Source organism: Streptomyces sp. NPDC055239 (assembly GCF_053606205.1).
Map to the genome: position 1 here is coordinate 261971 of NZ_JBSGRD010000014.1, position 25161 is coordinate 287131.

16 protein-coding genes, 2 tRNA genes and 1 riboswitch are annotated in these 25161 nt (G+C 71.7%); of the genes, 13 read left to right on the forward strand and 5 right to left on the reverse strand.

Features of this window, described 5'->3' with window-relative positions:
- Nucleotides 1–45 precede the first annotated feature (45 nt).
- The 3 genes from ACWFRJ_RS36050 (at nt 46) to ACWFRJ_RS36060 (ending at nt 4264) form a co-directional block, all read left to right on the forward strand.
- Nucleotides 46–2403, forward strand: coding sequence for a DEAD/DEAH box helicase (locus tag ACWFRJ_RS36050; RefSeq protein ID WP_453540826.1), 2358 nt, complete (start codon nt 46–48; stop codon nt 2401–2403).
- Between the two features lie 115 nt (nt 2404–2518).
- Nucleotides 2519–4081, forward strand: a complete 1563-nt coding sequence (locus ACWFRJ_RS36055) for an amino acid permease (protein ID WP_453540829.1) — start codon at nt 2519–2521, stop codon at nt 4079–4081.
- Between the two features lie 110 nt (nt 4082–4191).
- Nucleotides 4192–4264 (forward strand) — tRNA-Lys (locus ACWFRJ_RS36060).
- Nucleotides 4265–4354: 90 nt separating this feature from the next.
- Here ACWFRJ_RS36060 and ACWFRJ_RS36065 read toward each other — a convergent pair.
- Nucleotides 4355–5029, reverse strand: coding sequence for a hypothetical protein (locus ACWFRJ_RS36065; protein ID WP_453540832.1), 675 nt, complete (start codon nt 5027–5029; stop codon nt 4355–4357).
- A 362-nt stretch (nt 5030–5391) separates the two neighbouring features.
- Here ACWFRJ_RS36065 and ACWFRJ_RS36070 point away from each other — a divergent pair, with 362 nt between their 5' ends.
- From ACWFRJ_RS36070 to ACWFRJ_RS36105, 8 genes are all read left to right on the forward strand, one after another.
- Nucleotides 5392–6615, forward strand: a complete 1224-nt coding sequence (locus ACWFRJ_RS36070) for an alginate lyase family protein (protein ID WP_453540835.1) — start codon at nt 5392–5394, stop codon at nt 6613–6615.
- A 112-nt stretch (nt 6616–6727) separates the two neighbouring features.
- A tRNA-Met gene (locus ACWFRJ_RS36075) sits at nt 6728–6801 on the forward strand.
- A 91-nt stretch (nt 6802–6892) separates the two neighbouring features.
- The gene (locus ACWFRJ_RS36080) at nt 6893–7261 is read left to right on the forward strand and encodes a hypothetical protein (RefSeq protein WP_453540838.1); all 369 of its coding nucleotides are present in this window, start codon (nt 6893–6895) and stop codon (nt 7259–7261) included.
- A 63-nt stretch (nt 7262–7324) separates the two neighbouring features.
- The gene (locus tag ACWFRJ_RS36085; protein WP_453540841.1) at nt 7325–8488 is read left to right on the forward strand and encodes a PLP-dependent cysteine synthase family protein; all 1164 of its coding nucleotides are present in this window, start codon (nt 7325–7327) and stop codon (nt 8486–8488) included.
- Nucleotides 8485–9729 carry an MFS transporter gene (locus tag ACWFRJ_RS36090; RefSeq protein ID WP_453540844.1) on the forward strand — a complete coding sequence of 415 codons (1245 nt, stop codon included), beginning with the start codon at nt 8485–8487 and terminating at the stop codon, nt 9727–9729. The genes ACWFRJ_RS36085 and ACWFRJ_RS36090 overlap by 4 nt, the downstream gene beginning before the upstream one ends.
- A gap of 172 nt (nt 9730–9901) precedes the next feature.
- A complete protein-coding gene (locus ACWFRJ_RS36095; protein ID WP_453540847.1) occupies nt 9902–11209 on the forward strand; it encodes a PP2C family protein-serine/threonine phosphatase in 1308 nt (435 codons plus the stop codon).
- 221 nt (nt 11210–11430) lie between these two features.
- A riboswitch (cyclic di-AMP (ydaO/yuaA leader) is annotated at nt 11431–11577 on the forward strand.
- 11 nt (nt 11578–11588) lie between these two features.
- On the forward strand, nt 11589–12680 hold the full coding sequence (locus ACWFRJ_RS36100; RefSeq protein WP_453540850.1) for a M23 family metallopeptidase: 1092 nt from the start codon (nt 11589–11591) through the stop codon (nt 12678–12680).
- A 159-nt stretch (nt 12681–12839) separates the two neighbouring features.
- Nucleotides 12840–13784: an aldo/keto reductase gene (locus ACWFRJ_RS36105; protein WP_453540852.1), complete on the forward strand. Its 945-nt coding sequence runs from the start codon at nt 12840–12842 to the stop codon at nt 13782–13784.
- Here ACWFRJ_RS36105 and ACWFRJ_RS36110 read toward each other — a convergent pair.
- The 4 genes from ACWFRJ_RS36110 to ACWFRJ_RS36125 all read right to left on the reverse strand — a co-directional run bounded on the left by ACWFRJ_RS36110 (nt 13781) and on the right by ACWFRJ_RS36125 (nt 18991).
- Entirely contained in the window at nt 13781–15142 is a 1362-nt protein-coding gene (locus tag ACWFRJ_RS36110; protein WP_453540855.1) for a PrsW family intramembrane metalloprotease, read from the reverse strand. The two genes, ACWFRJ_RS36105 and ACWFRJ_RS36110, sit on opposite strands and share 4 nt — an antisense overlap.
- Before the next feature lie 79 nt (nt 15143–15221).
- Nucleotides 15222–16007, reverse strand: a complete 786-nt coding sequence (gene trmB / locus ACWFRJ_RS36115) for a tRNA (guanosine(46)-N7)-methyltransferase TrmB (RefSeq protein WP_453540857.1) — start codon at nt 16005–16007, stop codon at nt 15222–15224.
- Nucleotides 16008–16147: 140 nt separating this feature from the next.
- On the reverse strand, nt 16148–17350 hold the full coding sequence (gene lhgO / locus ACWFRJ_RS36120) for an L-2-hydroxyglutarate oxidase (RefSeq protein ID WP_453540860.1): 1203 nt from the start codon (nt 17348–17350) through the stop codon (nt 16148–16150).
- Between the two features lie 174 nt (nt 17351–17524).
- Nucleotides 17525–18991, reverse strand: a complete 1467-nt coding sequence (locus ACWFRJ_RS36125; RefSeq protein ID WP_453540863.1) for an MFS transporter — start codon at nt 18989–18991, stop codon at nt 17525–17527.
- Nucleotides 18992–19691: 700 nt separating this feature from the next.
- Here ACWFRJ_RS36125 and ACWFRJ_RS36130 point away from each other — a divergent pair.
- Entirely contained in the window at nt 19692–21788 is a 2097-nt protein-coding gene (locus ACWFRJ_RS36130; protein WP_453540866.1) for an asparagine synthase-related protein, read from the forward strand.
- Nucleotides 21789–21867: 79 nt separating this feature from the next.
- A complete protein-coding gene (locus ACWFRJ_RS36135; protein ID WP_453540869.1) occupies nt 21868–25161 on the forward strand; it encodes a BTAD domain-containing putative transcriptional regulator in 3294 nt (1097 codons plus the stop codon).

Below are 25161 nucleotides of genomic sequence, written 5' to 3' on the forward strand. Positions count from 1 at the left end.
AGTTGACGGGCGCGTGCCGAGACTCCGGAAGGTTTCGCATTTCGCATGTCCATTTCTCATTCTGACCACGCCGTCCTGCCCGAGAACGAGACGACCGTCGAAGCAGTCGAGGTCGTCGAAGCCGTCCAGGCCGCGGACGTCGTGGAAGCCGCCGAGCAGGTCGTAGTCGAGACCGAGGCTGCTGCAGAGGCCGTCAAGGCCGACAACAAGGCCGAAGACAAGGCTGACAAGGCCGAAGAGGCCGACGACAAGACCGACGACAAGGCCGAAGCGGCCGACGAAGACACCGAGACCGGTCCCACCTTCGGCGACCTCGGGCTGCCCGAGAGCATCGTCCGCAAGCTCGCCCAGAACGGCGTGACCGCCCCCTTCCCGATCCAGGCCGCGACCATCCCGGACGCCCTGGCCGGCAAGGACATCCTCGGCCGTGGCCGCACCGGCTCCGGCAAGACCCTCTCCTTCGGCCTCCCGATGCTGGCGACCCTGGCGTCCGAGGGCCGCACCGAGAAGAAGAAGCCCCGCGGCGTCATCCTGACCCCGACGCGTGAGCTCGCGATGCAGGTCGCGGACGCGCTCCAGCCGTACGGCGACGTGCTCGGCCTGAAGATGAAGGTCGTCTGCGGCGGTACGTCCATGGGCAACCAGATCTACGCCCTCGAGCGCGGCGTCGACATCCTCGTCGCCACCCCGGGCCGTCTGCGCGACATCATCAGCCGCGGTGCCTGCTCCCTCGAGAACACCCAGATCGCGGTGCTCGACGAGGCCGACCAGATGTCCGACCTGGGCTTCCTGCCCGAGGTCACCGAGCTGCTCGACCAGGTTCCGTCCGGCGGCCAGCGCATGCTGTTCTCGGCCACGATGGAGAACGAGATCTCCACGCTGGTCAAGCGCTACCTGACCAACCCGGTGACGCACGAGGTCGACAGCGCCCAGGGCAACGTCACGACCATGACGCACCACATCCTGATCGTGAAGCCCCGCGACAAGGCGCCCGTCACGGCCGCCATCGCCGCGCGCAAGGGCCGCACGATCATCTTCGTCCGCACCCAGCTGGGCGCCGACCGCATCGCCGAGCAGCTCTGCGAGTCCGGTGTGAAGGCCGACGCGCTGCACGGCGGCATGACGCAGGGTGCTCGTACGCGCGTTCTTGAGGACTTCAAGAAGGGCCACGTCAACGCGCTCGTCGCGACCGACGTCGCCGCCCGAGGCATCCACGTCGACGGCATCGACCTGGTCCTGAACGTGGACCCGGCCGGCGACCACAAGGACTACCTGCACCGTTCAGGGCGTACCGCTCGCGCGGGCCGCTCCGGCACGGTCGTCTCGCTGTCCCTGCCGCACCAGCGCCGTCAGATCTTCCGTCTGATGGAGGACGCGGGCGTCGACGCCTCGCGTCACATCATCAACGGCGGCGGCACCTTCGACCCGGAGGTCGCCGACATCACCGGCGCCCGTTCGATGACCGAGGTGCAGGCCGACTCCGCGGGCAACGCCGCGACCCAGGCCGAGCGTGAGGTCAAGGACCTCACCAAGGAGCTGGAGCGCGCGACCCGCCGCGCGACGGAGCTGCGCGAGGAGGCCTCGCGCCTCACCGCGCGTGCCGCCCGCGAGCGTGGCGACGACCCGGAGACCGCGGTCGCCGAGGCCACCGCCGCCGCCGAGGCCGTCGTCGAGGCCGCTGTCTCCGTCCCGGAGCAGCCCGTCGCCGCCCGCGAGGAGCGTCGTCCGCAGCGCGACGACCGTGGCAACTACGAGCGTGAGCGCCGTGACGACCGCGGTGGCCGTTCCTTCGAGCGTCGTGACGACAACCGTGGCGGTGGCTCCGGCTTCCGTGGCGGCGACCGTCGCGAGGGTGGTGGCGGCTTCAACCGCGACCGCGGCAACGACAGCCGTGGTGGTGGCCGTTCCTTCGAGCGTCGTGACGACAACCGTGGCGGTGGCTCCGGCTTCCGTGGCGGCGACCGCCGTGAGGGTGGTGGCGGCTTCAACCGCGACCGCCGTGACGACAACCGTGGCGGTGGCTCCGGCTTCCGTCGCGACGACCGTCCCTCGGGCGGCGGCTTCAACCGTGACCGTCGTGACGACAACCGTGGTGGCGGCTCGGGCTCCGGCTCCGGCTTCCGCCGTGACGACCGTCCCTCGGGCGGCTTCCGTGGCGGCGACCGCCGTGACGACAACCGTGGCTCGGGCTCCGGCTCCGGCTTCCGTCGCGACGACCGCCCCTCCGGCGGCCACCGCGGCAGCGACCGTCCGTTCAACCGTGACCGTCGCGACGACCGCCCCGCGGGCGGCGCCCGCTCCGGCGGCCACGACCGCCCGGCGTTCAACCGTGACCGCTCCGGCACCGGCACCGGCTCCTTCGGCCGCCGCGACGACAAGCCGCGCTGGAAGCGCAACAGCTGACGCTGACGCTTGAGCGAGTGAACTGAGGCAGCGGGCCCGTCCCTTCGGGGGCGGGCCCGCTGTCGTATGCCAAACGTGACGTGTGTCATGTCCCTGCCGTGGGCAACGCTCGTGCATGAACCCACCACCACCCGGCCCACCAACCGGCCCGCCACCTGCCTCATCGCCCGGCTCCGACGAGGAACGCCTCGCCCAGCTCGGCTACACCCAGGTCCTGGCCCGCCGCATGTCCGCGTTCTCCAACTACGCGGTCTCGTTCACGATCATTTCGGTCCTGTCCGGCTGCCTCACCATGTACCTGTTCGGCATGAACACCGGCGGTCCCGCCCTGATCACCTGGGGCTGGGTCGGGGTCGGCCTCATGACGCTGTTCGTCGGTCTCGCGATGGCGGAGATCTGTTCCGCCTACCCGACATCGGCCGGGCTCTACTTCTGGGCGCACCGCCTCGCGCCCACCCGCACGGCTGCCGCCTGGGCCTGGTTCACGGGCTGGTTCAACGTGCTCGGCCAGGTCGCCGTCACCGCGGGCATCGACTTCGGCGCGGCCTCGTTCCTGGGCGCGTACCTGAATCTGCAGTTCGACTTCCAGGTCACCGAGGGTCGTACGATCCTGCTCTTCGCCGCGATCCTCGTGCTCCACGGCCTGCTCAACACCTTCGGCGTGCGCATCGTCGGTCTTCTCAACAGCGTCAGCGTCTGGTGGCACGTCTTCGGGGTCGCCGTCATCGTCGGCGCGCTCGCCTTCTCGCCGGACTCGCACCAGTCGGCGTCCTTCGTCTTCACCGAGTTCGTGAACAACACCGGCTGGGGCAGCGGGCTGTACGTGGCCCTCATCGGGCTGCTGATGGCCCAGTACACCTTCACCGGCTACGACGCCTCCGCGCACATGACCGAGGAGACGCACGACGCGTCCACGGCCGGACCCAAGGGCATCGTCCGCTCCATCTGGACGTCCTGGATCGCCGGCTTCGTGCTGCTCCTGGGCTTCACCTTCGCCATCCAGTCGTACGACGGCGCCCGCGAGTCGGCGACGGGGGCGCCGCCCGCCCAGATCCTCCTGGACGCACTCGGCGCGACCACGGGCAAGCTGCTCCTGCTCGTCGTCATCGGCGCACAGCTGTTCTGCGGCATGGCGTCCGTCACCGCCAACTCCCGGATGATCTACGCCTTCTCGCGGGACGGAGCGCTGCCGTTCTCGCACATCTGGCACTCGGTCAACCCGCGTACGCGCACACCCGTCGCGGCGGTCTGGCTCGCGGCCATCGGCGCGCTCGTCCTCGGCCTGCCCTACTTGATCAACGTCACGGCGTACGCGGCAGTGACGTCCATCGCCGTCATCGGCCTCTACATCGCCTACGTCATCCCGACCCTGCTCCGGCTCCGCAAGGGCGAGGAATTCGAGCGCGGGCCCTGGCACTTGGGCCGCTGGTCACGTCCGATCGGCATCGTGGCGGTGGCCTGGGTCGGCGTGATCACGGTCCTCTTCATGCTGCCGCAGGTCTCGCCGGTCACCTGGGAGACCTTCAACTACGCCCCGATCGCGGTCCTGGCCGTCCTCGGCTTCGCCTGGACCTGGTGGCTCGCGTCGGCCAGGCACTGGTTCCTCAACCCGGACCACGCGCGCACGGCGGCCCGCGAGGCGGCCCGGCGAGGGGCCCCGGATCCGACCGATCCTTGACGGTCCCATTGCCGTCCGCGGCCCGTCGCGGAACCCGCGACGGGCCAAGGAGGCGATACCCGATCGGACGGCGCGGCCTGTCCGGCTATGCTCGGGGGGTGCGTCCGCACGGACCGTTAGCTCAATTGGCAGAGCAGTGGACTTTTAATCCATTGGTTGTGGGTTCGAGTCCCACACGGTCTACCGCATGCGGGGAGAGGGAAAACCCCTCTGACCTGCTAAGCAGCGCCCGAGTCGACTTTGGTCGGCTCGGGCGCTGCTCAGTTTCCGGGGTCAGGCGATGACGGGGACGGTCTCGGCGCTGTTGGTGGACCAGTTGGTGACGATGGGCTTCTCGACCTCGGCGGTCTCGGGGAGCTTGAGCTCGGCCGGGTTGGGGTCCGCGTCGGTGACGGAGACTATGACGCTCTCGAACTGGAAGCCGCCGTCACTGTTCGTCGTCTTGGGGCTGATGCCGGTGTAGGCGGTGGCGGACCCGCTGAGCTTGATGGGGTCTTCGCCGCCCTGCCCGACGGGGGAGGCGGCGCCGTCGGCGTCTGAGCCGAAGGACACGCTGGGGGTGTTGACGTTCAGGTAGCAGCTGATGCCGGACTTGGCCTTGGCGGCGACGAGGTAGTAGCCGCCGGCCTGGGATTCCTCGGTGAGCGTGAAGGTCAGGTCGTTGGTGCCGCAGGCCTGTCCGTAGCCGCTCTTCTTGTCGTCGCCGGTCCCGGAACCGGTCTTGTCCTTGGAGTCGCTGGAGCCGGACCCGGAGTCGGAGCTCGAGCCGCTGGACGCGCTGTCCTTGGAGGGGCTCTCGGTCTTGCCGCTGTCGGCGGTGGGGGCCGTGGAGGAGTCGGCGCTCGTGGTGTCCTCGGGGCCGCACGCGGTGGCGGTGGCTGCGAGGGCCGTCACCGCGACCGCGGCCAGGACGAGGCGGGTGGACCGGGCGGCACGACGCGAGCGCATGAGGATCTCCAGGGTCTTTCGGTGGTGGTGGTGTGTGTCTCCTGCTGGCACCTCCGACATTAGGGCTGCCTTGATCCTCAAGTGGTCCTGAGAATGTCCGCGTTCTGTCCCAGCAACGGTCTACGAATCAGGCCCAGTTCAGAAGCTTCTGACCTGGGCCTGTCGCGTACTTGGGGGCGGGTGGCGCTCAGTACGGCGGCGGCAGGGCACTCGCTGTGCGCTGACGTCACCAGAGACGTCACCAGAGACGCCACCCGAGACGTCCCCGGGCCGCCCCTCGCCCGAACGGCCCTGCCGCACCTGCGCCCCCGCGCCCCCCGGGTGACGCTTGGCCTGCCACGTGGCCGATCCGGAGGTACAGCATGGGTTCCCGAATGGGTTCCGTACGACGGGCTCTCGTGATGGCGCTCGTGCCGCTGCTGATCGGGGTCTCGGCGGCCTGCGGAGGGTCCGGGGGCGGCAGCGACGGGGCGACCGAGCGGGCGCGGCCCGCCGAGCAGGGTTTCGAGCACCCCGGCGTGCTCGTCAGCAAGGCGCAGCTGAAGCGCGTGCGCGCCCACGTCGAGGCGCGCGAGCAGCCCTGGCTGACGGCGTTCGAGCGGATGCGGGACAGTAAGTACGGCGCCGCCGACTACAAGGCCAAGCCGTACGCCGTCGTCGAGTGCCCGCCCGACACCCGCCCCGGACAGGGCTGCGTGGAGGAGCGCGAGGACGCCATCGCCGCGTACACCCAGGCCCTCCTCTGGAACATCACCGGCGAGCGCGCGCACGCGAAGAAGGCCGTGCAGATCATGGACGCCTGGTCGGAGGTGATCACCCGGCACACGGAGGCCAACGCGGGTCTCCAGACGGCCTGGGCCGCCTCGTCGTGGGCACGCGCCGCCGAAGCCGTGCGCTACACCTACGACGGCTGGAGCGACGGCGAACTCCTGCGCTTCGAGCGGATGTTGCGCAACGCCTATCTGCCCCAAGTGCGCGACGGCTCTGCCGATTTCAACGGCAACTGGGATCTCCTGATGGCCGACGCGACCATCAGCATGGCCGTATTCCTCGACGACCACGAGTCCTTCGAGAAGGCGGTGACGCACTTCAGGACCCGCGTGCCCGCCTACTTCTATATGAAGTCGGACGGCCCGCTGCCCGTCTCGCCCGCGGGCAGCGACATCAACACCCCGGAGAAGCTCCAGAAGTACTGGTTCGGGCAGAAGACCTTCGCCGACGGGCTCTCCCAGGAGACCTGCCGCAACTTCAAGCACGCCAGCTACTCGCTCGCGGCCACCGCGCACATCGCCGAGACCGCCTGGCATCAGGGCGTGGACCTGTACGGCGAGGTCAAGGAGCGGCTGCGGGCCGCGCTCGAGTTCCACTCCAAGTACCAGCTGGGCGCCAAAGCGCCTCAGTGGCTGTGCGGCGGCAAGGTGCAGCGCGACATGGGGCCCGACACCGAGGTCGGCCTCAACCACCTGCGGGATCGGCTGAACCTCGACCTGCCGGAGACGGAGAAGCTCACGCGGAAGGGGCGGCCGGAGGGGACGGACGATCTGTTCGTGGCCTGGGAGACGCTGACGCATGCCGAGAACGCGTGAGCGCGTCGCCCTCGTTCGCCGCGGGTTCCCGGCCGCTTTCCGGCGTCTTTCCGGCTGCTTCTCAGCCGGTTCGCTTTCACTCCCCCTGATGGCGTAGAGTTGCATTCAACGGCGCGGGGTGGAGCAGCTCGGTAGCTCGCTGGGCTCATAACCCAGAGGTCGCAGGTTCAAATCCTGTCCCCGCTACTAAAGACCGAAGGCCCGGATCCAGTAATGGATCCGGGCCTTCGGTGTTTTTTGCGTAAGCGTGCGTGCGGTGCGTAGTTTCATGGTCACTATGAGTCGTCTGCGAACCGTGCTTTCGGTGGTGCTGCTCGCCGCCTGTGCGCTGTTCGTCGGCGCGTGCCACGGCCACCACGGTCTCGCCCCCGCGGGAACCAGCGTGGTCGCTCCGGCCCACCACGTCTGTCCGGGAGCGGGTCACGCGGAGCACGCCGGTGCCGGGCGGCAGGCCGTGGGGGCGTCGGCGGAGCGGAAGCGGGGCGAGCGCGGGGGCGGCGGACGGGCGTCGGCGTGGCCGTTCGTGCGGTGGAGCGGGTGGGGGAGCGGCGGGGGAAGCGGGCGGGCGGGGTGCGCGCGGACGCGGGCCGGGCCGCCGCTCGCGGGGCAGCGGCTTCTCGTCGCCATCGGGGTGGACCGGAACTGACGGGTGCGGAGCGTGCGCGTCCCCCCGTCCCGAGTACCCGAGAGCCCGAAGGGCATCACGCACATGATCAGCAAGCTTCAGCCCGCGGCGGCCGCCGTGGGGAACACACCCGTGCTCTGGATCGACGAGCCGTCCCCCGACGGCGGGCGCGGCTACTGGGCCAAGCTGGAGGGCTTCAACTTCGGCGGGATCAAGGACCGCGCCGCCCTCCACATGGTCGAACGGGCACGGGCGCGCGGCGATCTGCGGCCCGGCGCGCCCATCGTCGAGTCGACGTCCGGCACGCTCGGGCTCGGCCTCGCGCTCGCCGGGGTGCGCTGGGGGCATCCCGTGCACGTCGTCACCGACCCGGGCCTCGAACCCATCGTGGAGCGGATGCTGGCCGCCCATGGGGCGCGGGTGCATGTCGTACGCGAACCCTGTGGCGAGGGCGGGTGGCAGCAGGCGCGGGTGGACCGGGTCGGCGAGCTGATGGCGGTCCTGGGGGAGGGGGCCGCGGAGAGGGACGGTGGGGCGTGGTGTCCGGATCAGTACAACAACCCGGACAATCCGGCGGCTTACGGCGGCCTCGCCGCTGAACTCGTCGAGCAGCTCGGCCAGTTCGACGTGCTCGTCTGCGCGGTCGGGACCGGCGGGCACTCGGGCGGGATCGCGCGGGCCCTGCGGGGCGGGGCCCTGCCGGGTCTCGATCTTGTGGGCGTGGACAGCGTCGCCTCCACGATCTTCGGGCTCGCTGCGGGGCCCCGGCTCATGCGGGGGCTCGGCTCGTCCATCCATCCGGGGAACGTCGACCACGACGCCTTCGACGAGGTCCACTGGGTCGGTCCTGCCGAAGCCGTGCACGCGGCCCGGCGGCTCGCGGCCCGGCAGTTCGCCACCGGGGGCTGGAGCGTGGGGGCGGTGGCGCTCGTGGCCGGCTGGCTGGCCCGGACCCGGCCGCGCGGGACACGGATCGCCGCGGTCTTCCCCGACGGGCCGCAGCGGTACTTCGACACGGTGTTCAGCGATGAGTTCTGCGCGGGGCACGGCCTGTTGGGGGGTGGTGCGGTGCCGTCCGCCCCGCAGGAGGTGGCGGGTCCTGGGGAGCAGGTGACCGGATGGTCGCGGTGGTGTCCGCGGCGGCGGTCCCGGTGCGCGCCGGTGAACGGGCCGGTGAGCGGGCCGGTGAGCGGGCCTGAAATCGGACCTGAAATCGGGCTCGAAATGGAGACGGGTGGCGTCCAGTGAGTGACGTCTGGCGCCGGGCGCGTGCGTTCGATCCGGCCGTACAGCTCCTCTTCGTCAACCAGTTCACCATCAACCTCGGCTTCTACATGCTGATGCCCTACCTGGCGGCGCATCTGTCGGGCGGCCTCGGGCTCGCCGCCTGGGCCGTCGGCCTGGTGCTCGGCGTACGCAACCTCTCCCAGCAGGGCATGTTCCTGGTCGGCGGCGCACTGGCCGACCGCTTCGGCTACAAGCCCCTGATCGTCGCGGGCTGCGCCCTGCGCACCATCGGCTTCGGCGCGCTCGCCTTCGCACAGACGCTGCCCGTCCTGATCGCCGCGTCGGTGGCGACCGGCCTCGCGGGGGCGCTTTTCAATCCGGCGGTACGGGCGTACGTCGCCGCCGATGCCGGGAACGAGGAGCGGCGCATCGAGGCGTTCGCCCTGTTCAACGTCTTCTACCAGGGCGGAATCCTGCTCGGCCCGCTCGTCGGGCTCGCGCTCACGGGGATCGACTTCCGGGTGACGTGCGCGGTCGCGGCGGCGCTGTTCGCCGTGCTGTCGGCGGTGCAGGTGCTGCGGCTTCCCGTACGGCACCGGGCTGCCGCCGAGGAGCAGCAGGGGCAGGAGAGAGGGCAGTGGCGGGTGGTGCTCGGCAACCGGTCCTTCTGGCTCTTCTCGCTCGCCATGACCGGGTCGTACGTCCTGTCCTTCCAGGTCTATCTCGCGCTTCCCCTGGAGGTGGAGCGCCTTGTGGGGGACGGCACCGGGGGGACCGTCGCGACGAGTGCGCTGTTCGTGGTCTCGGGGCTCGTCGCCCTAGTCGGACAGCTGCGGATCACGGACCTGTGCCGACGCACGTGGACGCGGGAGCAGTGTCTGGTCGCCGGGCTCGGGCTGCTCGGGGCGTCGTTCCTGCCGCCCGCGCTCGGCGGATCGGGGTACGTCGGGGTCGCGGGGCTCCTTGTGTGCGCGGCGGGGCTCGCGGGGGCGACGGCCGTGCTCTACCCGTTCGAGATGGAGACGGTCGTCGCGCTGTCCGGCGACCGGTGGGTGGCCACGCACTACGGCCTCTACAACACGGTGTGCGGCATCGGCATCACCGCGGGGAACCTCGCGACCGGCGCCCTCCTGGGCGCCACCCGGTCCGCGCCCGCCGTGCTGTGGCTCGGCCTCGCGGCCCTGGGCGCCATCTGCGCGCTCGCCCTGCGCGGCCTCTCCCGGACGGGGCGCCTCGCCCCGCAGCCGGTCGGTACGCCCTAGGGGCCTCTGGCCGGCGCTAACCCGGTCGGCCCACACCGGTCGCCCCGCGCCGTCGCTCCGGGAACCCTGGACGAGCGCGGTCATGGATCTGGTCCTGGCCGCGGGATTCGGCAGGAGAAGACCGGTGGGGCAGCGAGGAGGAAGCGGCGGCCAGGGGGAGGGGGTGACGGGCATGGGGCAGGGAGAGGGTGCGAGTGCGGGCGAGGGCGCGGGCAAGCGTGAGGGCGCCGGCAAGCGTGCGGGCGGCAAGTCCGCGAGCCGGGGTCCCGGCAGTCGAGGCCCTGGCAGCAGACGCCTTGGCAGTCGAGGTCCCGGCAAGCGGCCGCGCGGGGCTCACAGCAAGAGCCCCACTGTCAGGCACGAGCGGGCGTTCGTACGGGCGCTTCCGCTGCTGCTCATCGTCGTAGGCATCGTCTACGACATCTCGACCCCGCCCCAGTTCACCGCCGCGCCCCTCTTCGCGGCCGCCCCGCTCGTCGCCGCCCCCTTCTACTCGCTGCTCAGCACCACCCTCATCGGCGCCGGTACCTCCGTCGCCGTGCTCGGCCTGCACTTCAAGACCAACACCGGCACCGACGTCGACGCCATCACCGAGGTGTTCACCGTGGTGACCGTCGCCGTGCTCGCCGTCCTCATCAACCGCGTCGTGCGCCGCGGCGACGAACAGCTCGCCTCCGCCCGTTCCATCGCAGAGGCCGCCCAGCGCGCCGTACTGCCGCAGCCGGATCCCCGGATCGGCGGGCTCGACGTCGCGGCGCGGTACGAGGCAGCGGAGGCCGACGCGTTCATCGGGGGTGATCTGTACGCCGTTCAGGACACCCCGCACGGCGTACGCGTCATCGTCGGCGACGTACGAGGAAAGGGCATGGGAGCGGTGGCGGCCGTCGCCGTCGTCATCGGGGCGTTCCGGGAGGCCGCCGAGCAGGAGGCCACGCTGGAGGCGGTGGCGCAGCGCCTCGAGCGTGCCCTCGCGCGTGAGGGCACGCGGCGCGACGGGCTCGACGACTTCGAGGGGTTCACCACCGCCATCCTCGCGGAGATCCCGCACAGCGACGGTCTCGTACGCCTCATCAATCGTGGGCACCCGGGACCGCTGCTCCTGCGCGGCGACGGGCGGCTGTGCGTCCTGTCCGCGACCGAGCCCGCGCTGCCGCTCGGGATGGGCGAACTGGGTGCCTGGCCGGATCGCGCGGACGAGACGGAGTTCCCGCCGGGGGCGATGCTCCTGCTCCACACCGACGGGCTCTCCGAGGCGCGTGACAGCCGGGGCGAGTTCTACGATCCCGCCGCCCGGCTCGGCGGCCGGATCTTCCCGGGACCCAATGGTCCGGACGCGCTCCTCGCCACGCTCACCGAGGAAGTGCGGCGGCACACCGGGGGCGGCACGACCGACGACATGGCGCTGCTCGTGGTGCGGCGGCCGTTGGTGACGGGTGACGCCACGTCTCGTACGGAGATCGATGTCACGGGCCGTGACTGAAGGACACCACTCCGCATAACAACTGACGCACTGTCAAGGAGATGTGAAGCTCCGGTGTGTGAAGAAGTGGGGTCAACTCGACCCGTTCCAGCCCTCCGTGTCCCGGTAAGTACCGGCCAGATCCGTTAACGATCAACTGGAACAGCTTGGAATACGACCCTGCTGTCTATTAACGTTCGATAACGCAGCGCGGTCGTCCCAACCGACACTCGAGTCGGCTCCGCGCGCACGCGCCTAATCCCGCAAGGGAGCCGGGGAACCACCAATTGGGGTGAATCGGTCATCTGTGCATCCGTGCCAGATGCTCGTAGGAGACCTTCCTGCTCCGAACCCGTCAGCTAACCCGGTAGGCGAGAAGGAAGGAAAGGAGTGCGCCCCGGTGGCGTCCAACCGCCCTGCCCCCCAAGGCACTTATGTACCGAATGACGACGATTTCGGCGGGTACGACGACAATTCCTGGGAGGAATGGAATCCCACCGAGGAGTCCGTCCGCCCGGTCCGCGGCAGGCACCGCGTCCACAAGCGGGGCGGTGGCGGGCTCGCCCGCAGCTCCACGGTTCTCGGTGTAGGCGTCATCGCCGCCGTCGGCGCGGGCGGCATCGCCACCGCGCAGGGCGGCAAGCCCCCGGTCTCCATAGAGATGCCGGACCTCTCGGCCGTCACGGACTCGCTGCCGGAGGCCAAGTCGCTCCCGGGCGTGGGGTCTTTGATATCCGACGGCTCCGATTCCTCCGACTCCGCCGCCGCGGAGAGCGGCGTCGCGGTGGCCGCCGCGCCGCTGAGCGCCGCCGGTCTCAGCACCGCCGACGCCGAGCAGGGCAGCACGGACGCGGGCGAGGCGCTGCGGGCCCGCATCATGGAGCAGGCCGAGAACCAGCAGGACCAGGCGGACGCCGCGGTCCAGAAGGCGGCCGAAGAAGCCGCCGTCAAGCAGGCAGCCGCACAGGCCGCCGCCAAGCAGACCGCGGCCGAGAAGAAGATCGCCGCCGAGAAGGCCGCCGCGAAGAAGAAGGCCGAGGCGGAGGCCAAGAAGAAGGCAGAGGCGGAGCGCCTTGCCAAGCTCGCGAAGAGCTACACACTGCCCGTCGGCTCGTACACGCTCACCGGCACCTTCGGTCAGCCCGGCTCCATGTGGTCCTCCGGGTACCACACGGGCCTGGACTTCGCGGCTCCGACGGGTACGCCGATCAAGGCCATCCACTCCGGCACCATCAAGGAGGCCGGCTGGGCGGGGGCGTACGGCTACCGCACGGTCCTGGAGCTCGACGACGGCACCGAGCTGTGGTTCTGCCACCAGTCGTCGATGAGCGTCAGCGTCGGCCAGAAGGTCACCACCGGCGAGGTCATCGGCCGTGTCGGCGCGACCGGCAACGTGACGGGGGCCCACCTCCACCTGGAGGTCCACCCGGGCGGCGACTCGACCGGCGTCGACCCGGCGGCTTGGCTGCGCGGCAAGGGCCAGTCGCTCTGACCGCCGCTCTGCAGCAGCCTCTCTGAAGCAGCATCTGAACTCCGGCGGTCCTGGCGACAACCCCCCGACGTCAGGGCTGCCGGTTCGGCACGCCCACTTTCCGAGTTATGCGCATGAGTTGTGCGGAATGCTGCGGTCCGTATGGGCGTTGAGTTCCGTATGACTTCTCTCCGCAAGCTCGGCTCGTCCGACCTCGACGTCTTCCCGCTCGCCCTGGGCGGCAACGTCTTCGGCTGGACGGCCGACGAGGCGCAGTCCTTCTCCGTGCTCGACGCCTACACCGCCGCCGGCGGCAACTTCATCGACACCGCCGACGTCTACTCGGCCTGGGTGCCCGGCAACAAGGGCGGCGAGTCCGAGCACGTCATCGGCAACTGGCTCGCCGCGCGCGGCAACCGTTCCGACGTCGTCCTCGCCACGAAGGTCGGCGCCCACCCCGATTACAAGGGTCTCTCCGCCAACACCATCAAGTCCGGTGCCGAGGAGTCGCTGCGCCGCCTGCGCACGGACTACATCGACCTCTTCTACACGCACTACGACGACCCGACCGTCTCCGTCGAGGAGATCATCGGCGCGCTCGACGACCTGGTGACGTCCGGCAATGTCCGCGCCATCGCCGCGTCCAACGTGACCGCCGAGCGGCTCCAGGAGTTCCTCGACTTCTCCGACCGCGAGGGCCTCGCGCGCTACTCGGCGCTGCAGCCGCACTACAACCTCGTCTCGCGCGACACGTACGAGGGCTCGCTCGAGCAGGTCGCATCGCGCTCCGGCCTGGCCGCCGTCCCGTACTACGCGCTCGCCTCCGGCTTCCTGACCGGCAAGTACCGCCCGGGCACGCAGGTCGACAGCGCGCGGGCCGAGGGCGCGGGCAAGCACCTGGAGACCGAGCGTGGCCGACGGGTGCTCGCCGCGCTCGACGAGGTCGCGCAGGCCCGCGGCGCCGAGATCGCGACCGTGGCCCTGGCGTGGCTCGCGGCTCAGCCGACGGTGGCGGCGCCGATCGCGTCGGCCCGTACGGTCGAGCAGCTGCCCGCGCTGCTCGCGGTGGGGGAGCTCGAACTGACGGAGTCCGAGGTGGCGACGCTCACGGCGGCTTCCGCCTAGCCCCGGTAGGGGTTGTACGCGGGGTAGGGCATCGCGGGCCGGGCGGCGTACGGATATCCGTAGGGGTTCTGCTGCTGCGGATAGGGCTGTTGGTAGGGCTGCGGGTACCCGTACGGCGGCGGCATCGGTACGAGTACCGGTGCTGTCGCGCGCGCCGCGTAGGCGAGTGCGGGCCGTGCCGCCTCGCGGCGCTCCCACAGCGCGTGCAGCAGTTCCCGCTCCCGTACGACGAAGTCGGAGCCCGCGCGGCCCTTGCGCCCCCGGTGCCGCAGGAGCGCGAGGGAGGTCGCGTACGTCTCGTACTGGGCGACCGTGCGCGCCGCGGCCTTGCCCTGCGTGTACGAGGCGTAGTCGCGGGCGAGCGTGCGGGCGCGCATCGTGCCCAGGGCGTACGGCTCCGGCGCGGTGAGCCAGCCCGCGAGCGCGTACGCGGGCAGTTCCGCGCGCACGATGCGCAGGCCGCGCTGCCTGGTCCAGATCACCAGCCAGGTGAGCAGGCCGAACGACGGCAGCATGAAGAGCGCGTACACGGCGAAGAAGCCGTAGTCCCCGAAGCTCGCCGAGCCGTTCCACAGGGCGTGCAGGCTCATCGCCAGGAGCAGTCCGCCGACGGGGAGCAGGACGCGGCGCCAGTTCTGCCGGTCGGTGCTGAGCGCGGCGATGCCGAAGCCGATGCCGGTGAGCACGGTGAAGAGCGGGTGGGCGAAGGGCGACATGACGACGCGTACGAAGAAGGTCGCCGCCGTCACGGACGCGAGCCCGGTCCCGCCGTTGAGCTGGTCGGTGCCGAAGGCGCTGCCGAGATAGAGGATGTTCTCGGTGAACGCGAAGCCGGTGGCGGTCACTCCGGCGATCACCACGCCGTCGACGATGCCGGTGAAATCGCGTCTGCGGAAGAGGAAGACGAGCAGGACGGCCGCGGCTTTCGCGCTCTCCTCGACGATCGGCGCTATGACCGTCGCGCCGAGGTTGTCCGCGCCGGTGGGGTCGGCCGTGGCGGTGGCTATCCAGCGGGTGGCGAAGCTGTTGGCGACGATCGCTATGAGGGCCGCGGCGCAGGCGCCCCAGGCGAAGGCGAAGATCAGGTTCCGCCAGGGTCCCGGCTGGACCCGTTGCAGCCAGCGGAAGGCGGTCACCAGGAGCGGCACGGGCAGCGTCGCGAGGCCGAGCCCGACGAGGAAGCCCTGGGTGCCGGTCTGTTCCCGGACCAGGGCCAGGATCACGAGGCCGGACAGGGCGAGCAGTGTGACCAGGGCGGCCGCGCGTATCGCCCGCCGCTGCCACCAGCGCGCGTGCCGCAGCCCGGCGGGCCCCGTGGGGGGCATCGGGGGCTGCGGGTACGGAGAACTGGTGGCCACGCGTTGACCCTAACGAGGGACGGGGGTGGGCCGCGACGGTGTCTCAGGCCTCGTGGCCGATATCTCCGGTATCTCGGGCCTACTGGCCGGATGCACGGCGGAACAGCAGGTCGTGGACCACATGTCCCTTGTCCAGGCCCTGGCCCTCGAAGCGGGTGAGGGGGCGGAAGGAGGGGCGTGGCGCGTAGCCGCCGTCGGCCTGGGTGTTCTCGAAGGCGGGGTGCGCGGTGAGCACCTCAAGCATCCGCTCGGCGTACGGCTCCCAGTCGGTCGCGCAGTGCAGCACGGCGCCGGGCTTCAGGCGGGGCGCGGCGAGGTCGAGGAAGTCGGGCTGGATGATGCGGCGCTTGTGGTGGCGGGCCTTGGGCCAGGGGTCGGGGAAGTAGACGCGGAGGCCGGTGAGGGAGGCGGGCGGGAGCATTTCGCGGAGCAGGATGACGGCGTCGCCGTTCGCGACGCGGATGTTGTCCAGGCCGTTCCGCTCGGCGAGGCCGAGGAGGTTTCCCTGGCCCGGGGTGTGCACGTCGACCGCGAGGATGCCGGTGGCCGGATCGTCGGCCGCCATCTGGGCGGTGGCCTCACCCATGCCGAACCCGATCTCGAGTACGACGGGTCGCTCGCCGCCGAACAGCTCGGCGAGGTCGAGGGTGCGCTGCCCGTCGATGTCCAGGCCCCACTTGGGCCACAGCCGCTGTAGCGCGTCCGCTTGGCCTGCGGTGACGCGGCTCCTGCGGGGCTGGAAGCTGCGGATCCGGCGCTCGAAGTGGGACCCGGCGGGGTCGGGCGCGGGGCCCTGCGGGAACCGGGGCTCGCCCTTCGGGCGGGGGGCGTGGGGGTGCTTGGGGGTGGCGTTCGACTCAGACACAGTGGGGGGATTTTATCTTCCCCAACCCCACCCCTTCCCGAGAACCCGCTCGGCGCGGGGGCCATGTGCCTTGTACGTGCCGTCATCACCGGCTTCGCCGAGTTCGTCCTCAATCGCCGGACGGGCTAAAAGGGGAGCCCCTACAGCAACGCCAGCACCCGCCGGGCGACCTCACGCCCGATCGGCAGCGAAGCCGTCGCCGCAGGCGAAGGCGCGTTCAGCACATGCACAGCCCGCGCCCCCTCCCGGATGAGGAAGTCGTCGACCAGCGTCCCGTCCCGCAGGACGGCCTGCGCCCGCACCCCCGCAGCCACCGGCACAAGATCGTCAGAGGTCACCGCAGGCAGCAGCCTCCGCACCGCGGTGGTGAACGCCCCCTTGGAAAGGGAGCGCCGAAGCTCCCCCGCCCCGTACCGCCAGTGCCGCCCGGCCATCCGCCAGGCCCCCGGCCAGCCCAGCGTCCCCGCGAGCTCCAGAGGCCGCACCACACCCCAGTCGTACCCCTCGCGGGCCAGCGCCGGGACCGCGTTGGGCCCGACGTGGACCCCGCCCCCGATGCCCCGCGTCAGATGCACCCCCAGGAAGGGGAAGGCCGGGTCCGGCACCGGATACACCAGGCCCCGCACCAGCTCGGGCCTTGCCAGATCGAAGTACTCCCCCCGGAAGGGCACGATCCGCATCCCGGGGTCGTCACCGGCGAGCATCGCCACGCGGTCGCAGTGCAGGCCAGCGCAGTTGACGAGGACCTTCCCCCGCACCACCGAGCCGTCGGCCGTGCGAACGGCGACACCGAGCGTCTCGCGCCGGTCGATGCGGACGACGTCCGCCCCGTACCGGACATCCGCCCCCGAGGCGTCCGCGAGCACCTGGGCCACCGAGCCGTAGTCACAGATCCCCGTCGAACCGACCTGGATGGCGGCGAGCCCCCGCACCTCGGGTTCGTACTCCGAGATCTGCGCGGGGCCGAGCTCCCGCACCGGAATGCCGTTCTCCCTGCCGCGCTGGACGAGTCCGTGCAGGCGGGGCAGCTCGGAGCGCTCCGTGGCGACGATCAGCTTGCCGGTGACCTCGTGCGCGATGCCGTACTCCGCGCAGAACTTGACCATTTCGGCGGCGCCACGCACCGCGTACCGCGCCTTCAGGGAGCCGGGGCGGTAATAGATCCCGCTGTGGATCACCCCGCTGTTGCGTCCCGTCTGGTGCCGGGCGGGGCCCGCCTCCTTCTCCAGGACGGTGACCCGTGTCCCCGGCGCGGCGCGCGTGATGGCATACGCCGTCGACAGACCGACGATCCCGCCGCCGATCACCAGCACATCACAGTCGTACGTCACGGCCCGGACCATCCCGCATCACCTCCCACCCCGATAGTGCACTGCGCCACTGACAACGCCCCCAAACCCGGCGAGGACCGCAGGGTTACAGGGCGCGGAAATGCTGTTGCCGTTTCGGCGGCGCATGGCGGTCTATGTGGGTGCATGCGGGACATCTCGGGCGGCCCTCGATCATGACCTGAACTCCTACGCGGGAGCCATGAGGAGCGGCCGAGCCCGCTCCCGCAGCTCCACCACCCTCGGCTCGTCCCCGTACGGCTCCAGGCGGTGCAGCAGGTCCTTCACGTACTCCGTGGTCCGCGCGGACGAGATGCGCCCCGCGACCTCAAGCGCGCGCGTGCCCTGCTCGCAGGCCGCGTCCAGATTCCCCGACTCCAGTTCGGCGACCGCCGAGACCACGAGCCGCAGCCCGTGCGAGCGCACGAACTCCTCCGTCGGCCGCGAAAGCGCCTGCTCCGTGAAGCGCCGCACCTGGCGGGGGGCCTTCAGGTCGCGGTAGCACTCGGCTGCGTCCGCCGCGAAGCGGTCGTATCCGTAGAACCCGAGCCACGACGGGTCGTTGTCACCGTCCCTGGCCCGCTCCAGCCATCCCTCGGCCGCCCGCAGCGCCGCCCCCGCGGCCTGTGCGTCATTGGCGCGTGCGTGCGCGCGTGCCTCGACGAGGCGGAAGAAGCTCATCGTGCGTGCGGTGGCAAGACCGCGGTTGCGCTCCAGGGCCGCCTGCGCGAGGTCGACGCCCTCGTCGCCGAAGCCGCGGTAGGTCGCCTGGAGGGACATGGAGGCGAGGACGTACCCGCCTAAGGGCACGTCGGCGGCGGCGCGGGCCAGGCGCAGGGCCTGGATGTAGTAGCGCTGGGCCGCTTCCTGCTGGCCGGTGTCGAACGCCATCCAGCCGGCCAGGCGCGTCAGCTCGGCCGACGCCCCGAAGAGCGAGCGGCCCACCTCGTCCGAGTACGAACCGAGCAGCAGGGGCGCCGCCTCGACCCGCAGGCACTCCGGGACCATCGACGAACGCCAGTCCCCGCCGCCGTACTTGGAGTCCCAGCGACGGGCGTCCTCGGCGGCCTCCCGCAGTTTCAGTACGTCGCTGTGGCCGACCTTGATCGACTGTGTGCTGTTCGCGCTGCTCGTGCCGTCATCGGTGAGGCCCGCGTCGTGGGGCTCGTCCAGGGTGGCGTCACGGGCGACCGAGCTGTCGGCCGGGGTTATCAGCCAGCGTGAGGCAGGCGTCGCGTACGCGCTCACCGCGAAGGAGCCCGCGAGGGACTGCCAGATGCCGCCGCTGCCCGCGCGCCTGCCCGCCAGATCGAGGCGGTAGAGCTCGGTGGCCGACTTGACCGCGGCGCCCACGTCGCGCGGGAAGGCCAGGCCCACCTCAGGCGCGGGATCGGCGTCCGCGAGCCCGATCTCGTGCAGCGGCACGGGGCGGCCGAGCTTCTGCCCGATGGCCGCGGCGATGAGATGCGGGGCGGCGCCCTGCGGCACCATGCCCTTGGACACCCACCGGGCCACCGACGTCTTGTCGTAACGAAGCGTCAACCCGCGTTGGGCGCCGAGGTCGTTGACCCTGCGCGCGAGTCCCGCATTGCTGATTCCCGCGAGGGCGAGAACGGTGCCGAGCTTTTCGTTCGGCCCGCGTTGCTCCCTGGACATGGCCACCCCTCGACACAGACGGCTGCCGTGCGGTGGCTTGACCGCGCGGCATTCGTGCTGCGTTCCCCCAGGGACAGCGGCGTCCGCGACTACGACCGCCGTGGCTGGGAACATCGGCCGCAAGAGCATTTGGCCGAGCCCCCAGGTATATGCCTCCGCGAAAACATCAGCACACACAGCGTAGTTCGCCGAATCCCAAGCGTTAAGAGGCGCAGATCCGGATGGCGAGATTGTTGCCGGTAGCGAAGCACGGGAGTTCAGGGGTGTGCTCCGGGTGTGTGGCCGTGCGCCTACGCGTGCGCTCTTCTCCGGCCATAAGGGGAGCGCTTCCATTGATGGTGCGTGGGTCGGCCCGCTGCGCTGGAGTCAGCGGGCTGGGGGACACCGCCGCCTCCATCCCCGCGGGCGGCGGACCAGTCCGGGGGGCGAACGAACGCCTCCCGGACTGTGTGTTGCCAGTTGCGGTTCCGTCACGTGAGCTCCATCCGATGATTTGGCTGAAAATCGCCTCTCCGGAGGCAGGGGTATCGCACCCCTGAACAAGTGAAAGGGCGTGGTCGCGCCCTTCAAGTACCGCTCCCCCGGGGCAGATTAAGGGGAGCGCGAGCACCTCCATAGGCCCTCCCGCGCGCCTCCTTCGTGGCAGCATGGGACCCCAGTTCTTCGATGCGCTGGTTGTCCACAGCCTGTGGAGGCAACAATGCGGTGGTTGGTGGGGTGGAGCAGCACTGCCGCGAAACCTTCGGTGGTGGGCTCGGCCGGGGCCACCGGTGAGAACGGCGAGACCGTTCATCCCGTGGGCTCCCAACTCCTTTGGGGCGACCCGGATCCGCTCTGGGCGGTGGGTGACTGGCGCTCCGACGAGGTGCGCACGTTCAAGGCCGACGAGCAGACCCGCATCGCGGTCCTCGGCACCTGCGGTGCGAGCGACGAGGAGCTCAGGGTCGGTCTGTTCGCGGCCCGCGGCGGCGCCCTGCGGCATCTGACCGCGTGGTCCGGCAGCTACACCGCGGTCGTGCAGGTCGGGCGCCGCGTCATGATCGCCGGTGACCTCGCGGGCGCGCGCCCCGTCTTCTACACCCCCTGGGCCTCCGGCACGGCCTTCGCGACGGCCGCGCTGCCCCTTGCCGACCTCATCGAGGCCCACCTGGACATCGGCCACCTCGCCGCGCTGCTCGCCGCGCCCGACGTGCCGGAGGCGCTGCACGACTCGACGCCCTACCAGGGCGTGCGGCGCGTGCCACCGGGGCACGCCCTGATCCTGCGCGCGGGCGCACGGGAGATCGCGGGGTACGAACACGTGGCGTCCCTCGCGGTCGCCGCGCCCGCCGCCGACGCGACCGCCGCGGTGGACGGCGTCCGCGACGCCCTGGTGGAGGCGGTACGCACCCGGCTCGGCGCCCCGCGGCACGTCCCCGGAGCGGAGGTCGACCCAGGTCCCGTGCCCGGCATGGGGCCCGCCGAACGCAGGGCCGCACGCGGGATGCCGGTGCCCGGCATCGGCGCCGACCTCTCCGGAGGGCCCGCGTCCGCCACCCTCGCGCTGCTCGCCGCCGGCCTCCCCGGGATGCCGGGAACCGTCCTCGGCCATGGCACGGGCGCGGGGGAGCGGCTCCTCGCCGTCACCTTCAACGACCTGGCGAGCAACGGCCGCGAGGCCGAGCTGGAGCGTGCGGGCGCCATCGCGGCCAACCCGCGCCTGCACCACGTAGTGGTGGCCGCGGGCGAAGAGGCTCTCCCCTACGCGGACTTGGAGGGGCCTCTGACGGACGAACCGAGCTCCGCCCTCGTCACGGCCCAGCGCCACCGCGCGCGGCTCACCTCGGGCAGCGCGGACCACTTCACGGGGTACGGCGCCCGGCAGGTGCTCGACGCCCACCCGGCCCGCCTCGCCGACCTCCTGATGGACCGCAGGCGGCGCCATCTGGTGCGCCCGGTAGCGGCGTTGGCGAAGGCGGACGGCTCTCCGGGCTCCGTCATGGTCCCCGCGCGCGTGTACGGCGCGGCGCGCAAGCTCTCCCGGATGCCGTACCGCGCGGGCGTCGAGTCGCTCGCCGACCGTCTTCTCCAGCGCCGCTTCGACGAACCGGGCGGCGCGGTGGGGGCGTCGATGGCCGCCCTCGCGTGGGCAAGGCCGGGGCCCGCCGCGCGCTGGCTGACGGGCGAGGCCCTCGCTGAAGTATCGGTTCGTCTCCAGGACACGACCGGGCGCCCCGGCGCGGGACCCGGCCAGCGCCCCGGCGAATTCCGCGCACGCGCGGCGCTCGCCCGGCACGCGGCGGACCTGCGCGTCCTGGAACAGGCGGCCGAGGTCCGCTTCCAGCGCCTGCACGCGCCGTTCCTGGACAACCAGGTGGTCCGGGCCTGCCGCGCTCTCCCTGTCGCCCTGCGCGTCCAGCCAGGGGCGCGCGCGGCCATCCTGCGTACGGTCCTGGAAGGCGCCGGAGTGGCCGAACTGCCGCCCGGCTGGGGCGCACCGTCCCACGCGTCGTCCGCCGCTGCGGCGCGGACGGGCCTGCGGGTGGCGCTCGACGACCTCCTTTCCCTGTTCGACACGCCCTTGCTCGCGCAGGCGGGCCTGGTGGAGGCCCGCGTGGTCCGCAAGGCGCTGCGCGCGGCGGCGGAAGGCGAACCACTGCCCCTGGACGGCCTGGCGGACCTGGTCTCCACGGAGCTGTGGCTGCGCCGCCTGCTCTCCCGCCGGGGAACGTGCTGGACGGGCACACCCGCACGGCAGCGGGCCGTCCCTACGGGGAGTGTGGTGCCGGAGAGGGGCGCGTTGGGGGCGGGGCGGTAGCGGGCGCAGGGGAGGGCTGGCGCGCCCGAGGAGAAGAAACCCTCGCGCCCCAGCTCACTCGACCGGCGAGAATGAACCCGTGCGGTACAGAATCCTGGGCGCCACCGAGGCGTACGACGAACACGGGGCACCCCTGCCCATAGGCGGCCGACGGCTCCGCGCACTCCTGGCGACCCTCGCGCTCCGCGCCGACCGCACCGTCCCCGTGGAAACCCTCATCGCGGAGGTGTGGGCCCAGGACGACGAGCCCCCCACCGACGCACCCGCCGCCCTCCAGGCCCTCATCGGCCGTCTGCGCCGCGCCCTCGGCAAGGACGCCATCGCGTCGGAATTCGGCGGCTACCGCCTCACCGCCCTCCCCGAAGACGTCGACCTGCACCGCTTCGAACGCCTCGTACGTGAGGGCAAGGCGGCCCTGGACCGCCAGGACCCGGCGTCAGCCGCCCGCACCCTCCGTGAGGCGCTCGCCCTGTGGCGCGACCCCGCCCTCGCCGACCTGCCCGACCGCAGCGCGGCCACCCGCCCCGAAGCGCTGCTCGCCGAGGCCACCCGCGCGCGCGTGCGGGCGGATCTGCTCCTGGGCGGCGCCTCCGACGTCGTACCGGAGCTGAGGGAGCTCACCGCCGCGCAGCCGTACGACGAGGCGCTGCACGCCCTCCTGATCCGTGCCCTGCGCGACGCGGGCCGCGGCGCCGACGCCCTGGCCGCCTACGAGAGCGCGCGCCGCACACTCGCCGACGCCCTCGGCGCCGACCCGGGTCCGGAACTCCGGGCCCTGTACGCGGAACTCCTTGCCCCGGCTGCCGACAGACGCGAGGGACTTGAGGAGCGGCCGGAGAGACCAGAGCGACCGGAGAGACCAGAGCGACCGGCGCGGGCAGGCAACCTCCGCCCCCGTCTGACCTCTTTCGTCGGCCGGGAACCCGAACTCGCCGCCATCCGTTCAGATCTACGACGAGCCCGCCTGGTCACCCTCACCGGCCCCGGCGGCTCCGGCAAGACCCGTCTCGCCGAGGAAGCCGCCGCCGGGCATCCGCAGGCATGGCTGGCCGAGCTCGCCCCGCTCGATCGGCCCGAGGCGGTCGCCGGTGCTGTCGTCAGCGCGCTCGGTCTGCGCGAGACCGTGCTGATGACCAGCGAGTTGACGGTTCCGCAGGACGACCCGGTCGCCCTGCTCGTCGAGTACTGCGCCCCGCGCAGCCTGCTCCTGCTCCTTGACAACTGCGAACATGTCATCGGCGCCGCGGCCGACCTCGCCCAGACCCTCCTCACGCGCTGCCCCGGCCTCACCGTCATCGCCACCAGCCGCGAACCCCTGGGCGTGCCGGGCGAGTTCGTCCGCCCCGTCGAGCCCCTCCCGCCCGACCCGGCGCACCGCCTCTTCACCGAGCGCGCCATGGCCGTGCGACCGGACTTCGCCCCGGACGAGGACACCGAGGCCGTCGCCGAGATCTGCCGCCGCCTCGACGGCCTCCCGCTCGCCATCGAGCTGGCCGCGGCCCGTCTGCGCCTGCTCACCCCCCGGCAGATCGCCGACCGCCTCGACAACCGCTTCCGCCTCCTCACCAGCGGCAGCCGCACGGTCCTGCCCCGCCAGCAGACCCTGCGTGCCGTCGTCGACTGGTCCTGGGAGCTGCTCGACGAGCCCGAGCGGACCGTGCTGCGCGAGGTGTCCGTCTTCGCGGGCGGCTGGGACATCGAGGCGGCCGAGGCGGTCTGCACCGGGCCCACCGCCGACCTCATCGGTGCCCTCGTGGACAAGTCCCTGCTCATCGCCGAGCCCACGGCCAGGGGCGACATGCGGTATCGCATGCTGGAGACCATCCACGAGTACGCCTCCGAGCGGGCCGCCGAGACGCCGGTCCTGCGCACCGCGACGGGCCACCGCCACACCGCGTACTTCCGCGCCCTGGTCGAAAAGGCCGACCCCCTGCTCCGCTCGGCAGACCAACTCCCTTGGATTCAGCGCCTGGAGACCGACCTGGACAACATCCGGGCGGCCCTGCAGCGCACGGTCGAGTCCCACGAAGAGGAAGTGGCCCTGGCCATCGCCCTGGGCATCGGCTGGTTCTGGTGGCTGCGGAACTACCGCAGAGAGGGCACGGAGTGGGTCGCCCGGATCCTTGGCCTGGCACCACCGATGCCGCCGCCCGAGGGGCCCGAGGGGCAGGACGGCATCCCCGCCGTCACGGACGCCGTCACGGACGCCGTCACGGACGCCGCCGTCACGGACGACCCGCTCTACTGGCCCTGGATGAGCCTGCGCATGCTGCACCTCTTCCTGGTCCTGGAGGCCAGGGAGAAGGAGGCATTCACGGGGGACGACGGCCGTGCGTACGTCGCACGGGTGCGGGACGCCTTCGCGCAGCCGGTCCCGGCGGCGGCCCACTTCCCCGGGCTCATCTGGCCGTTCACCGTCTTCTTCCTCGACAGCATCGAGGACACCAGGCCCCACATGGACGCGGCGGTCGCCAACTGCCGCAAGTACGGCGGGGACTGGGAGATCGGCGTCAGCCTGATGTTCCGCGCGCACGTCGCGGTCGACGCGCCCGGCCATCTGACCGGCGTCGACGAGGACCTCGCGGAGCTGCGCATCCTGAGCGGACGGGCGGGCGACCGCTGGATGCGCGCCCAGGTCTCCAGCGCGGTGGCCGAGGCCGCGATGGCCCGCAGCCGGCACGACGAGGCACGCGTCGCGTACGAGGAAGCCCTGCGGCTCGCCTACGAGGTGGGTGCCTACGCCGAGACGCCCTTCCTGATCGTCCGGCTCGCCGAGATCGCGTACCGCAAGGGCGAACGGGCCGTGGCAGCGAAGGCCCTCCACGAGGCAGGAGTCGAGGCCGACCGCTACGGGGTGGCGGACTCCAAGGCGTTCATGCGGATGTTCCAGTCGCTGATGGCGCTTGACGACGGCGACATCGCCGCGGCCCGCGGCCTGTACGAAGAGTCCCGCGCCGACGCCGCGCGCGGCACCCCGCCGCCGCAGTTCGCAGCGGATCTCCGAAGCCTGGAGGCCAAGGTCGTGGCCGCCGAGTCAGGCCCGGAGCAAGCGCTGCCGGTGCTCGCCGAGGGCCTGCGGACAGCCCTGGAGAGCAAGTGCGCGGAGCTGGTCGTCGCGTCGTTGGTGGACGGCGGAGCCGGCCTGGTGAGCAGGCTCGGCAACCACGCGCGCGCGGTCCGCCTGCTGGCTTTCGGCACCCGGCTGCGGAGCGGCTTCCCCCGCCCGATGCCGGGGCTCGCCGAGGCCGAACAGGTCGAGACGGCGGCGCTCGCCGCACTCGGTCCCAGCCGGTACGAGGCCGAGCGCGCCGCGGGTGCCGAACTCACCGCCGATGGCGCCCTCGCTGAGCTGAGCCGAGCCGAGCTGAGTTGA